Origin of the sequence: Pseudonocardia asaccharolytica DSM 44247 = NBRC 16224 (genome assembly GCF_000423625.1) — a bacterium.
GTDB lineage: Bacteria > Actinomycetota > Actinomycetes > Mycobacteriales > Pseudonocardiaceae > Pseudonocardia > Pseudonocardia asaccharolytica.
Genome location: NZ_AUII01000014.1, coordinates 20682 through 34038, shown reverse-complemented (window position 1 = coordinate 34038; position 13357 = coordinate 20682). Strand labels below are relative to the sequence as shown.

The 13357-nt window shown below is 72.9% G+C and carries 12 protein-coding genes; 7 read left to right on the top strand and 5 right to left on the bottom strand.

The genetic code is table 11. From position 1 onward, the window contains the following. Window positions 1-119: 119 nt before the first annotated feature. Window positions 120-1307, bottom strand: coding sequence for an acyl-CoA dehydrogenase family protein (locus G567_RS0115850; protein WP_084796176.1), 1188 nt, complete (start codon window positions 1305-1307; stop codon window positions 120-122). A gap of 113 nt (window positions 1308-1420) precedes the next feature. Here G567_RS0115850 and G567_RS0115845 point away from each other — a divergent pair, with 113 nt between their 5' ends. After that, window positions 1421-2119 carry a winged helix-turn-helix transcriptional regulator gene (locus G567_RS0115845; protein ID WP_028930760.1) on the top strand — a complete coding sequence of 233 codons (699 nt, stop codon included), beginning with the start codon at window positions 1421-1423 and terminating at the stop codon, window positions 2117-2119. Between the two features lie 61 nt (window positions 2120-2180). Here the strand turns inward: G567_RS0115845 and G567_RS0115840 are convergent, their stop codons facing one another. From G567_RS0115840 to G567_RS0115825, 4 genes are all read right to left on the bottom strand, one after another. Then, entirely contained in the window at window positions 2181-4457 is a 2277-nt protein-coding gene (locus G567_RS0115840) for a heavy metal translocating P-type ATPase (RefSeq protein ID WP_028930759.1), read from the bottom strand. Window positions 4458-4479: 22 nt separating this feature from the next. After that, a complete protein-coding gene (locus tag G567_RS0115835) occupies window positions 4480-5430 on the bottom strand; it encodes a hypothetical protein (RefSeq protein WP_028930758.1) in 951 nt (316 codons plus the stop codon). 44 nt (window positions 5431-5474) lie between these two features. After that, window positions 5475-5681 (bottom strand): heavy-metal-associated domain-containing protein, encoded by a 207-nt coding sequence (locus G567_RS0115830; protein WP_028930757.1) that lies wholly within the window; start codon window positions 5679-5681, stop codon window positions 5475-5477. A gap of 97 nt (window positions 5682-5778) precedes the next feature. Further along, window positions 5779-6672 carry a LysR family transcriptional regulator gene (locus tag G567_RS0115825; protein WP_028930756.1) on the bottom strand — a complete coding sequence of 298 codons (894 nt, stop codon included), beginning with the start codon at window positions 6670-6672 and terminating at the stop codon, window positions 5779-5781. Between the two features lie 178 nt (window positions 6673-6850). Between G567_RS0115825 and G567_RS29235 the strand changes: the two genes are divergently transcribed. The 6 genes from G567_RS29235 to G567_RS29225 all read left to right on the top strand — a co-directional run bounded on the left by G567_RS29235 (window position 6851) and on the right by G567_RS29225 (window position 13356). Then, on the top strand, window positions 6851-7642 hold the full coding sequence (locus G567_RS29235; RefSeq protein ID WP_245585667.1) for an HAD-IA family hydrolase: 792 nt from the start codon (window positions 6851-6853) through the stop codon (window positions 7640-7642). A 228-nt stretch (window positions 7643-7870) separates the two neighbouring features. Continuing rightward, a complete protein-coding gene (locus G567_RS36885; RefSeq protein WP_028930755.1) occupies window positions 7871-8386 on the top strand; it encodes an alpha/beta fold hydrolase in 516 nt (171 codons plus the stop codon). Between the two features lie 6 nt (window positions 8387-8392). After that, window positions 8393-8557, top strand: a complete 165-nt coding sequence (locus G567_RS34325; RefSeq protein ID WP_147201203.1) for a PIN domain-containing protein — start codon at window positions 8393-8395, stop codon at window positions 8555-8557. A gap of 258 nt (window positions 8558-8815) precedes the next feature. Further along, window positions 8816-10075, top strand: a complete 1260-nt coding sequence (locus tag G567_RS0115800) for an NAD(P)/FAD-dependent oxidoreductase (RefSeq protein WP_028930754.1) — start codon at window positions 8816-8818, stop codon at window positions 10073-10075. Further along, a complete protein-coding gene (gene alr / locus G567_RS0115795) occupies window positions 10075-11235 on the top strand; it encodes an alanine racemase (RefSeq protein ID WP_028930753.1) in 1161 nt (386 codons plus the stop codon). The genes G567_RS0115800 and alr overlap by 1 nt, the downstream gene beginning before the upstream one ends. 513 nt (window positions 11236-11748) lie before the next feature. After that, window positions 11749-13356 carry a hydantoinase/oxoprolinase N-terminal domain-containing protein gene (locus G567_RS29225; RefSeq protein ID WP_051233157.1) on the top strand — a complete coding sequence of 536 codons (1608 nt, stop codon included), beginning with the start codon at window positions 11749-11751 and terminating at the stop codon, window positions 13354-13356. Window position 13357: the final 1 nt, after the last annotated feature.

Genomic DNA, 13357 nt, shown 5'->3' with positions numbered 1-13357 from the left:
GGTGGCCGGCACGATCGGCTTACGGGGTGTGACCATCGGGCACTCCACCACCATGACCTGGCCCGATATCCCCAGCGTACGCCCACTTTCCCTCACGGTGATCAAGCAGCGAGCAGGGGCTACGGCGTGCCGCCCGGAACCGAGCGGTTGTCCGTACGACGCCTGACGGCCACGGATCCGAGATGCGTCAGGGTCGCCTCGGGCGTGAGCGGATGGAACATTCCGGCGCGCACGTCGCGGTAGGCGCGTTCGAGCGGCGAGGTCCGGAAGAAGGCCGGTCCGCCGACGGCCTCCAGGGCCAGATCCACGACGGCCTTGGCCTCCAGCACCGCGTGCCGCTTCGCGACCATCACGGCGGTGAGGGTGGCGTCGTTGGCGGGCGGGTCCTCGCCGATCTCGTCGATCGCCGCGAGCAGCGTCCACCAGGCGACCCGCAGGCGGGCCTCCATCTCCCCGAGCTGCCGGACCGCGGCCGGTGCGGGCTCATCCCGCCGGCCCACCATCCGCAGCGCCTCGTCGTGGGCGCCGCGCGCGATGCCCAGATACACCGCGGCCACGACCGGCGCGAAGTGGATCGCCGCGACCAGCAGTGGGCCGGCCAGCTCCCCGTACGGCCTTCGCCCCAGGATCCGTTCGGCCGGCACGAAAACGTCCTCGAACACGACGTCGTGGCTGGCCGTGCCGCGCATACCGAGGGTGTCCCAGGTGTCGAGGATGGAGACTCCGGGGCTGGACAACGGCACACCGGCGTGCAGCACCACCGTGTCGGGCCCGGGCTCGCCGAGCACGGCCGACGTGGAGATGACGGTTGCGGCCGGCGCCTGACTGCAGAAGGCCTTCCGCCCGGTGAGTCGGAACCCGCCGTCGACCTCGACGGCCGTGGTGGTGGGGCTGACCCAGTCCGAGCCGCCGCTGGTGGCCATCACGAGGCCGTCGGTTGCGATCTTGCGCAGGGCGCCCTCGGCGTCGGCCGCCCCGCGTCGTCGGCGCCAGCAGTGCACCAGCGTCAGGTAGAGGTGCATCGCGGCCGACAGCGCGCTGGACGGCGCCCGGCGGGCGAGTTCCCCCTCGGCAAGTATCACCTGGCGTATGCCGGCCCCGAGCCCACCGAGCTCGGAGGGGACGGCCATCCGCAGGTAGCCGATTTCGTGCAGGATCTGGTAGGCCTCGGCGACGAACGTGGCGTCGCGGTCGTGCGGGACTTCGGTAGGCCCGCACCGTTGGCCCGCCGCGGCGGCGAGTGCGACGAACTGCTCGTCCGTCCACGGGGTCTCGGTCGTGGTGGTGGGGGTCATCGTTGTCGTCATGGCGGGGACGCTAGAGAGCGCGCGAAGCCGCACCTAGTGCTCGATCTGTACTACGGCCCCGGCCCGATGAACGGAGGCTGGTCGGGATCCGGCTGCGTCCGTACCCTTGCCGGGTGGGATCGCGATACGGCCAGTTCTGCCCCGTCGCCAAGGCGATGGAGCTGCTGGACGAGCGCTGGACCCTGCTGGTGATCCGCGAGCTGGTCTGCGGCAGCAGACATTTCAACGAGCTCCGGCGCGGAGTGCCACGCATGTCGCCCGCCCTGCTGTCCAAGCGGCTGCAGCGGCTGATCCGGGCCGGGCTCGTGGAGCGCCGGCCCCGCGGAAACCGGGTCGACTACGTGCTCACCGAGGCAGGACGCGAGCTGCAACCGATCGTCGACGCGCTCGGCACCTGGGGCACCCGGTGGATCGGGGAGCTGGGCGACGAGGACCTCGACCCGCATCTGTTGCTGTGGGACATGCACCGCAATGTCGACCATGCCGTCGTGCCGGGCGGTCGTGCGGTCGTGTGGTTCGTCTTCACCGATGCGGCCGTGCCGAACCGCGAGTGGTGGCTGGTGATCACGCCCGACGAGGTGGACGTCTGCGACTCCGACCCGGGGTATCCGGTCACGGTGGGCGTCGAGACGACCCTGCGCCGGTTGGTCGAGATCTGGCGCGGCGACGTGGACTGGGCCGCCGCGGTCCGCGCGGGCGAGGTCGTCCTGGACGGCCCGCCGTCGATCCGGCGGACGCTGCCCGGATGGTTCACCCTGTCGGCCTACGCGGGGGTGCCGCGCACCGGGCGCGCCACGGTGCGCCTGGCGTGAGACCGGCACGTGAGCGGCGCAAGCGTCGCTGGATGACGCTTGCGCCGCTCAGGTGACCGGGTCAGCTGAAGCGCCGCAGTCGCAGGCTGTTCGCGACGACGAACACGGAGCTGAACGCCATGGCGGCTCCGGCGATCATGGGGTTGAGCAGCCCGGCGGCGGCCAGCGGCAGGGCGGCGACGTTGTAGGCGAAGGCCCAGAACAGGTTGCCCTTGATCGTGCCCAGGGTGCGGCGGGAGAGCCGGATCGCGTCCGCGGCGGCGCGCAGGTCGCCGCGGACGAGGGTGATGTCGCTGGCCTGGATGGCGACGTCGGTGCCGGTGCCCATGGCCAGCCCGAGGTCGGCCTGGGCGAGCGCCGCGGCGTCGTTGACGCCGTCCCCGACCATGGCGACGACCTTGCCATCGTTCTGCAGCCGCTTGATGACGTCGAGCTTGTCGGCGGGCAGCACCTCGGCGATGACGGTGTCGGGGTCGGGGCCGATGCCGACCTGGGTGGCCACCGTGCGGGCGGTGGCGGCGTTGTCGCCGGTGAGCAGCACCGGGGTGAGCCCGAGGTTCCGCAGTTGGGCGATGGCCTCGGCGGAGGTCGGCTTGACGGTGTCGGCGACGACCAGCACCGCCCGGGCCACGCCGTCCCACGCGACGGCGACGGCGGTGTACCCCCGTTCCTCTGCATCGGACTTGGCCGTGGCGAGGTCGGCCGGCAGCGGCTGGCTCCATTGCTCCAGCAGGGCGGGCCGGCCGGCGAGCACGGCGTGCCCCTCGACGATGCCTTGCACGCCGAGGCCCTCGTGGTTGGTGAACTCCTCGACCGGTGGGAGATCGCCGACCCGTTCCTGGGCGCCGCGGCTGATCGCCGCCGCGATGGGGTGCTCGGAAGCGTGCTCCAGCGCGCCGGCCAGCCGCAGCGCCTCGTCCTGGTCCACGCCGGCGGCGGTGTGGATCTCGACCAGGCTCATCTGGCCTGCGGTGACGGTACCGGTCTTGTCCAGCACCACCGTGTCCACCCGGCGGGTGGACTCCAGCACCTCGGGGCCCTTGATGAGGATGCCCAGCTGGGCTCCGCGGCCGGTGCCGACGAGCAGCGCGGTGGGCGTGGCCAGCCCGAGGGCACACGGGCAAGCGATGATCAGCACGGCGACCGCGGCGGTGAACGCGGCGGCGGTGCCGACCCCGGCGCCGAGCCAGAACCCGAGGGTGGCGACGGCGAGCGCGATCACGATGGGCACGAAGATGCCGGAGATGCGGTCGGCGAGCCGCTGCACCTCGGCCTTGCCGCTCTGGGCCTCCTCGACGAGCTCGGCCATCTGGGCGAGCTGGGTGTCGGCGCCGACCCGGGTGGCGCGCACGACGAGCCTGCCGCCCGCGTTGACGGTCGCCCCGACAACCGCGTCACCGGGGCCGACCTCGACCGGAACGGACTCGCCGGTGAGCATCGAGGCGTCCACCGCCGAGCTGCCGTCCTCGACGACACCGTCGGTGGCGATCTTCTCGCCGGGGCGGACGACGAACCGATCGCCCACGGCGAGCTGCCCGATCGGGATCCGGGTTTCGACACCGTCACGCAGGACGGCGACGTCCTTGGCGCCGAGTTCGAGCAGCGCGCGCAGCGCGGCACCGGCCCGGCGCTTGGAGCGGGCCTCGAAATAGCGCCCGGCCAGAATGAACGTGGTGACCCCGGCGGCGACCTCGAGGTAGATGTTCCCGGCCCCGTCGGACGGGGCGATGGTCAGCTCGAACGGGTGGGTCATGCCGGGGATCCCGGCGGTGCCCAGCAGCAGTGCCCACAGCGACCACCCGAACGCGGCCAGCACACCGAGCGAGATCAGGGTGTCCATGGTCGCGGCGCCGTGGCGCAGGTTCGTCCAGGCGGCGCGGTGGAACGGCCACGCCGCCCAGACCACCACCGGCCCGGCCAGCGCCAGCGAGATCCACTGCCAGTAGGTGAACTGCAGCGCCGGCACCATCGCCATCGCGATCACCGGGACGGACAGCACGATGCTGATGAGCAACCGCTCGCGCAGCGACCGCGTCGGGTCCGGCTCCTCCCGCGGCCCGGCGGGTTCGTCGCCCGCCTCGGCGAGCGGCGCAGGCGGCGGGGGCAGCTCGGCGGTGTAGCCCGCGGCCTCGACCTGGGTGACCAGCACCGCGGGGTCCACCCCGTCGGGGGCGTGCACCCGGGCCTTCTCGGTGGCGTAGTTGACCGTCGCGGTGACCCCGTCGAGCTTGTTCAGCTTGCGCTCGACCCGGTTGGCGCACGATGCGCACGTCATTCCGCCGATCGAAAGCTCGATATCGGTGACCGCGACGCCGGAGGCGGTCGTGGTGGTACCCATGCCCGAGTCCCTCCTTTCGCGATCAGTGGCCGTGGCCGGGGGCGCCCGCGTCGGGGTGCGCGGCCGGCGGAGCGCCCGTGGCCGTGGACGTGGGAACGGTGAACTCCGCGGTACGCACGATTCCGTTGTGCTGGAAGTCCAGGAACAGGCGATAGGCCCCCTGGCTCGGGACCTCGGCCACGAACTGGATCTGCGGGCCCGCCGGGGTTCGTCCGTCGCCGGGGGTGCCATTGGGGTGGACGTGCAGGTAAGCCAGGTCCCCCTGGCGCAGCGCCACCAGGTGGCCGTACGCGCCGAGGTAGGGTCGCAGGTCGGTGACCGGCCGGTCGTCACGGCTGACCGTCAGCGTGACCGGGGAGGCCTTGCCGGGTACGAGGTCACCGGTGAGCTCGACGGTGTAGCCGTCGACCTGCGCGACCCGGCTCGGCCGGTGGGTGACCGGTTCGAACACCCCGGGCGCGGCGAGGTCGACGCCCAACGTGGTGGCCGCGCCTCCGGTGGGTGCGAAGTCGGCGAACGCCCGGTACGAGCCGGCCGCGGGCAGCGTGAGCGGGACGCTCCAGGTGCCGTCGGCGGCCATCTCGGGGTGGAGGTGCTGGAATCCGGTGGCGTCGCGGCGCACGACGATCAGGTGCATGCGCTTGTCGTGCTCGACGTCGAATGCGGTGACCGGGGCGCCGTCCGGACCGGTGATGCGGAAGGCGAACGAGTCGGTGACGCCGGGGGTGAGCGTCGGGTCGGTGGGCGTGAGGGTGTAGCCGCCGCTGCTCGACGCCAGCCCGCCGGGCTGGTCGGATGCCCCTGCGACGGTGCCGTCTGTGTGCTTCGCGGGCTCCGCGCCGGACATCGCGCCGTGCTCGTCCTCGGCGGTGACGGTGGAGAGGGGGCCGACAGCGGTGCCGACGGCGTACGCCCCCGCGATGAGCAGGACGAGCGCCGCACCGTAGGCGATGAGCAACACTTTCGGGTTCATGCGATATCCCGTCTGGATGGGCCGGAGCGCGGCCGCCTCGCCGCTCAGCCGGCGAGCTGGTAACCGGCCTCCTCGACCGCCGCGCGGATCTTGGCGTCGTCGACCGGACGGTCGCTGGTCACGGTGACGGCGCCGGTGGGCAGATCGACGGCCACGTCGGTGACCCCGCCGATCTCACCGAGCTCCTCGGTGACCGAGGCGACGCAGTGGCCGCAGGTCATGCCGGTCACGGTGTAGGTGTTGGTGCTCATCTGGTTCTCCCCTTCCGAGGTTTCCGGCTCTCAGCCGAAAATACCATGGGGGGGTATCGTACAAACACGGGGGACGTGGCGATGTCCACGGCCGGGCTCAGTCGCTCGGGGCCGCCCCGGGTCGCCGCCAGCCGAGATCGGCGTTGGCGAGCAGGTGCCGGATCAGCAGCAGGGTGCTGGCGGAGGCGTCGATCTGGCTGACGGCGTGCCAGGGTCGGTGCAGCGGCGTCCCCGGCACGGGAAGCTCGACCAGCGACCCTGAGTTGAGGTGCTGACGTACCGCCTGCCGGGAGACGAGGGTGATGCCGAGTCCCGCCGCGGCCGCGGCGACCACGGCGCCGTGCGAGCCGAGCGTCATCTGGGCCGGCGCGATGTCCAGCCCGGCCAGCAGGGACATGGTCGTCGCGCGGATTCCGGACTCGGGTTCGCGCAGCAGCCAGGTGGCCGTGGCCGGGTCGAACTCCGGGGCGGCCGCCGGCGGGCCGACCACGACCAGGGTGTTGGGCCGCACGGCGCGGACGAGCGCCGCGAGTCCGTCGGGCGGGCGCCCGGCCACCACGAGGTCGACCTCGTGGTTCGCGAGCATCGGCCACACCGCCCCGCGCGGCGCGACCTCGAGGCCGAGGGAGACGCCGGGGTGCTCGGCCCGGAAGGACGCGAGGATCGCGGGGATCAGATGCTCGCCCGCGGTGGTGACGGCGGCGAGCCGGATGACCCCGTGTTCGGGGTCGGCCTCGCCGCGGGCGGCGGCGATCGCCTCGGTGTGCAGGCCGAGGATGCGCCGGGCATACCCGACATAGCGTTCGCCCGCCGGGGTCAGGCGCACCCCGCGACCGTCGCGGTCGACGAGCGGAACGCCGAGCTCGGCGGCCAGCGCGCTGATCGCCGACGACACGGAGGACTCGGTGACTACCAGGCGTTGCGCCGCGGCGCGCACCGAACCGGTCTGGGCCAGCTCGACGAGGGCGCGCAGCCGTGCGTTGGTCGTCACGGGTCAATACTGCCGTCGCTGGCGGCGCGGGGCAGCATCCCCGCGGGCCGGTGCGGGGCTCCCCATCGGGCCCCCCGCGCGGGGGACGGGTCTGCTCGCCCGCTCGCCCACACTCGACCTCCGATGCCGGTTCCGTGCGGAGCCGGCGGCCGGACGATCACGAGGTGGGAGCGGGCGCGTGAGCGGTATAGGTGATCATGGGCCGTCCCTCGCCCGGCCCGCGCTGCGGCAGCCGCGCCTGCAAGCGGTGATCTTCGACGTCGACGGGACGCTCGCCGACACGGAACGGGACGGTCACCGTCCCGCCTTCAACGAGGCGTTCCTGCGGCACGGTCTCGATGTCGCCTGGGACGCCGAGGAGTACGGCCGACTGTTGCAGATCACGGGCGGCCGCCGCCGGGTCGCCACCTACCTGGGGGAGCGCGGTTACGGTCCGGAGGCCGAGGACCTCGCCGTGCGGGTGCACCAGACCAAGACGGCGCTGTTCCGGGAGCGCGTCGTCACCGGCGGCTTCACCACGCGGCCGGGGGTGCCGGAGCTCGTCGCGGACCTGCGCCGGGCCGGGATCCGGATCGCCGTGGCGACCACCGGCCGGCGCGCATGGGCGGAGCCGCTGGTCACCCAGCTGCTCGGGCCCGACGTCGTCGAGGTTCTGGTCACCGGCGAGATGGTGCCCAGGCTCAAGCCGGATCCGGCGGCCTACCGGCTCGTCCTGCAGGAGCTGGGCCTGCGCGCCGACGAGGCGCTCGCCGTGGAGGACTCGGCGATCGGCCTGCGATCGGTGACGGCGGCGGGGCTGGCGACCATCGTCGTCACCAACGACTACACCGCGGGGCAGGACTTCGCCGGTGCCGCGGCGGTGCGGGCCGGGTTCGATGGGCCGGAGCCGCTGTCGGCGCAGCGCTGCCGCGCGGTGCACGACAGTTGGTGGACCAGGCGGGAGGAAGGAATGGGGCCTGCTCCAACCTGATCGCCGCGAGAGTCGCGTTGCCGTTGGCCGCGCAACGCCCAGGCATCTCTCGCGGTGATCACATGCTCGCCGACGTCACCGCCATGCAGCTGTACTGCGTGCAGATCACCAAGCTCGCCGAGAGCGGGCGGCTCACCCCGACGCTGGCCGGGCTGGCCAAGCTGCACAACACCAGCAAGGCCCGCGGCGTGCTCGAGGGCGCGAAGCAGGAGCGCCGCGGTCGTCCCGATGAACCCGCTGCTCAAGGGCCGCGAGGTCGAGTTCTACCTGACCGACTCCGGCGCCCGGTTCGTCATCGCCTACACCGACATGGCCGATGCCGCGCGGGAGGGCGCCGCCGCGGCGGGGATCGAGACGCTGGTCGTCGGGCCGCTGGACGGCCGCGTCGATGTCCTGGGCGTCTCCTGGGGCGGCGGGCTGGCCCAGCAGTTCGCGTTCCAGAACCCGCGCCGCTGCCGGCGCCTCGTGCTCGTCGCCACCTCGACCGGGGCGCTGATGATCCCCGGGCGGCCGGAGGCGCTCCCGCACCTGCTCACCCCGCGCCGGCACCGCGATCCCGCCTATGCCCGCCGGGTCGCCGGCCTGATCTACGGCGGGAGCCTGAGCTCCAGGGACCGCCCGCGCCGTCCCCCTCCGTCGCGTCCGCGCCGCGAACGCGACGACGGCCGAATCAGCGTCGATCGAGTGACCCCCGGCCGGCGCTGCCACGGGGCCAGGTTCTCGGGCCGCGTGGCAGCCGGGTGACACGCGTTGGCCGTCACGTATCGGCGCAGGGTCGCGGATGCCATTCATCTGGCGACGGCGGTCGTGGCCGGTGCCGGCAGATTCATCACCGACAACCGCCGGGACTTCCCCGCACCGATCTCCGAGATCGACATCCTCCACCCCGAGGCGTTGGGAGCGTCCGGCGACTGATCGCCGCGAAAGCCACGTTGCGGTTGCCCCCGCAGCGCCCAGGCATCCCTCGCGGCGATCACGAACTGGCGGCTGCGATGAGGGGGTGCCGCGTAACCGCATCGGCCGGCGCGACGCGCGCAGCCGCGTGTCGCGATGCACAGGGGATTGTCCTATGCGCACTATTTGCTCCTGCTCGATTGTCCTTTCCATCTGAAGACCATGCCGGGCGCAGCGGTCAGGATCGGTTGATCGGACCGTCTGAGAGGAGCTCGCGCGATGGTTGCCGCCGACACAGCACGTCCGCCCGAACGGGTCGCCGTCGTCGGGGCCGGCATGATCGGCCTCGCCACCGCCTGGTTTCTTCAGGAACGCGGCGTCGCGGTGACCGTCGTGGACCGGGAGGGCGTCGCCGCCGGGTCATCGTGGGGCAACGCCGGCTGGTTGACCCCGGGCATCACGACTCCGCTGCCCGAACCCGCCGTCCTGCGCTACGGGATCCGCGCGGTGCTCAGCCCGTCCTCGCCGGTGTACCTGCCGCCGAGCGCCGACCCGCGGCTGCTCAGGTTCGCGGCCGGCTTCGCCCGGCACAGCACGGCCGTCCGGTGGAAGCGGGCGATGGCCGCCCTGGTCCCGATCAACCGGCGCGCGCTCGAGGGCTTCGACGCGCTGGCCGGGGGAGGCGCGGGCGGCGAGACCGTCGAGGCGAAGTCGTTCCTCGCGGCCTACCGCACCGAGGCCGAGCGAACCGTGCTTCTCGCCGAGATCGAGCACATCCACGCCGCGGGCCAGGGCATCGAGTTCGAGGTGCTCACCGGGGATGAGGCCCGGGAGGTCGAGCCCTCGCTGTCCGACGAGATCGGCTGCGCGATCCGGCTGCACGGGCAGCGGTTCATCGACCCGGGCCGGTATGTGCACCAGCTCGCCGAGTCGGTGCGGCGCCGCGATGGCGAGATCCGCGAGGGCGCCACGGTCACCGCCATCCGCGACGGCGGCCGCACGGTCGAGGTCGAGATGGCCACCGGGGCCGAGTCCTTCGACGCCGTGGTCGTCGCCACCGGGGCGTGGCTGGGAGATCTCGCCCGGCCGTTCGGGGTCCGCACCGTCGTGCAGGCCGGCCGCGGTTACAGCTTCGGCGTCCCGATCGAGCACGTCCCCGCCGGGCCGATCTACTTCCCCTCGCAACGGGTGGCCTGCACGCCGATCGGGGACCGGCTTCGGGTCGCCGGGATGATGGAGTTCCGTGCCCCGGACGCGCCGCTGGATCCGCGGCGGATCCGCGCCATCGTCGAGGCCGCTCGTCCGCTGCTGCGCGGGGCCGACTTCGATGCCCGGGTCGACGAATGGGTCGGTGCCCGGCCGTGCACCCCCGACGGGCTGCCGCTGATCGGTGCAACCCGCTCGCCGCGGGTGTTCGTCGCCGGTGGCCACGGCATGTGGGGTATCACCCTGGGACCGGCCACCGGGCAGCTGCTCGCCGAGCGGATCGCCACCGGCCGTGGCCCGGTCGAGCTGGCGCCGTTCGACCCGCTGCGCTGATGCGGCCGGCAGAGGGCCCCGGCCCGCCGCAGGCATCCTGCACCGTCGATCTCGACGCGATCCGGGAGAACGTGGCGGCGTTGCGGTCCCGGGCGGGCGCGGCCGAGGTGATGGCCGTGGTGAAGGCCGACGGCTACGGGCATGGCCTCGTTCCGGCCGCCGGTGCCGCCCTCGACGGTGGCGCCCGGAGCCTCGGGGTGAGCGTGCTCGCGGAGGCGTTCGCACTGCGTGCCGCAGGGGTGACCGTCCCGGTGTTCGCCTGGCTGGCGGCACCCGGGGCCGACTTCCGCCGGGCGATCGCGGAGAACGTCGACGTGGCCGCCTACAGCGTGGATCAGCTCGCCGAGATCTCGGCGGCGGCCGCGGCGTCCGGCGCCCCGGCCGCCGTGCACCTCAAGGTCGACACCGGGATGTGGCGGGGCGGCGCGACCCGCGACGGCTGGCCGGGACTGGTCGCCGCGGCCCACCGGGCCGAGCGCGACGGCCTGGTCGAGGTGGCGGGCGTGTGGTCCCACCTCGCCTGCGCCGACGAGCCGGGCCATCCCGGTACGGCTCGCCAGCTCGCCGCCTTCGCCGAGGCCGTCGAGGTGGCGCGGCGAGCCGGGCTGCGGCCCCGGCAGTGCCACATCGCCAACTCGGCTGCCACCCTGACCCTGCCCGAGAGCCGCTTCGACCTGGTCCGCCCCGGACTGGCGATCTACGGGCTCAATCCACTGGACCCGGATCACGACGTGCCGGGACTGCGGCTGCGGCCGGCGATGACGCTCGCGGCACGGGTCGCCCAGACCAAACGGGCGCCCGCGGGTGTCGGTGTCTCCTACGGTCACCGCTACACCACCACCCGTCCGACGACGCTGGCCGTCGTCCCGCTCGGCTACGCTGACGGGGTTCCCCGGGCGGCGAGCGAGCGGGGACGGGTGCTGCTGTCCGGTCGGACCTACCCGGTCGCCGGCCGTGTCTGCATGGACCAGTTCATGATCGATGTGAATGACGCGGCGGTCGCGCGGGGTGACGCGGTCGTGCTGTACGGGCCGGGTGACCGGGGGGAGCCGACCGCACTGGACTGGGCGCACGCCGCCGGGACCATCGCCTACGAGATCGTCACCCGGGTCGGTCCCCGGGTGCCGCGGATCTACCTCGGCGAGCGGACGCGCGGGTAGCCGCCCGGTGCCACCCACCGGGGCCACCCCACCGGGGCGGCCCGAAACGGTGCGGCGCTGCCCTGCTCCGGCGATTCGCACGGATGGGCAGCGCCGATTTTGGCGGAATTGGCGAGATCGACACCCGCGCGGCTGTCGCACGAAGCGTGTAGTGGGCCCTGGCCGGTGCGATGTTCTGGCTCATCCTCGGCGCTCTGGTGGCGCTGACCGCGATCTACTTCGCGTGCTTCGAGGGCTCGGACATCGCCATCGCGCGGATGCGCTCCGGGACGGCGCGAACCGCCCGATCGGGGCACAGGACCGACCTGACGGCGGTTGACGGAGCACGAGAATGCAGCGTTCTGCACTCATCAGACCTTCTGATACAGCAGATTGTCTGGTGTGCCGCGCCACGGCGGCCCGTACGGTTCGCTCATCGCAGAGGAAGAGGACCCCTGACCGGGAGCCTCCCGTTCGACTTCGCACCTGCCGGCCGATCAGGGTCGAGCCGGTGCCGGCGCAGAAAGAGACTTCATGCGAATCGGTATCGACGTCGGCGGCACGAACACGGATGCCGTGCTGATCGACGGCGGGACGGTGCTGGCCGCGGTCAAGTCGGCCACCACCCAGGACGTGACGTCGGGGATCGTGCAGGTGCTGCGTGAACTCGGGGCCCAGCGGCGATTCGACCCGGCCGAGGTCACGGCCGTGATGATCGGCACCACGCACTTCATCAACGCGATCACCGAGGCCAGTCGCCTCGCCCCGACCGCGGCGGTGCGGCTGGGGCTGCCGGCGACGGCGGCGCTTCCCCCGTTCTGCGACTGGCCGCAGCGACTGGTGGCGGCCGTGGACGGCAAGGCCTACATGTGCCACGGCGGCCACGAGTTCGACGGCAGCGTGATCTCCACGATCGACCGCAACGAGCTGCGCCGCGCCGCCGAGGACATGGGCGAGCGCGGCGTGCGCTCGGTCGCGATCTCCTCGGTCTTCAGCCCGGTCAACGCCGGGATGGAGCAGGAGGCCGCGGCGATCATCAGCGAGCAGCTCCCGGACGTCCACATCAGCCTCTCCCACGAGATCGGCCGGATGGGGCTGCTCGAGCGGGAGAACGCCACGATCATCAATGCGTGCCTGCGGGAGCTGGCCGAGCAGATCTGCGACGGGCTCGCCGCCGCGCTGACCGGTGAGGGTTTCAGCGCCACGCTGTACCTGAGCCAGAACGACGGCACGCTGATGGACGTCGAGTACGCGCGCCGCTACCCGGTGGCGACCTTCGCCTCCGGTCCGACGAACTCGATGCGCGGTGCGGCGTTCCTGTCCGGGTTGCAGTCCTGCGCGGTCGTCGACGTCGGCGGTACCACCACCGACGTGGGCATCCTGAACGGCGGCTTCCCCCGGGAGGCGACGGCCGAGGTGAGCGTCGGGGGAGTCCGGACCAACTTCCGCATGCCCGATGTGCTCTCGGTCGGTATCGGTGGAGGCAGTCGGGTGCGCGGCGGCGACAGCGGTGTGACGGTCGGGCCGGACAGCGTCGGCTACTGGCTCCGGGACGAGGCGTTGATCTTCGGTGGTTCCACGCTGACCGCCAGCGACCTGGCGGTGGCGGCCGGGCTGGCCCAGATCGGCGATCCGTCAACCGTGGCCGGGCTCGACCGGTCGCTGGTGGCCGAGGGGCTGGCGCACATCGTCCGGGAGACGGCGCGGGTGGTCGACCGGATGCGCACCAGCGCCGCGCCGCTGCCGGTGGTGCTGGTCGGGGGCGGCAGCATCCTGCTGCCCGATGAGCTGCCCGGTGTCGAGGAGGTGCACCGGCCCGGCCAGTTCGCGGTCGCCAACGCCATCGGCGCGGCGATCGCCCAGGTCGGCGGCGAGGTCGACCGCATCTTCTCGATCAACCCCGGCCAGCGCGACAGCGTCCTCGACGAGGCCAAGGACGAGGCCATCCGGCGCGCCACCGCCGCGGGCGCGAACCCCGGCACGGTCCAGGTCGTCGACGTCGAGGAGGTCCCGATCGCCTACCTGCCCGGCAACGCGACCCGCATCCGGGTGCGCGCGGTCGGCGACCTGACCCTCGATCCGGCGCGACGGGCCCGGACGCCGGAACCAGCCGGCGCGGCCCGCGTCGGTGAAGGGAGCTGAG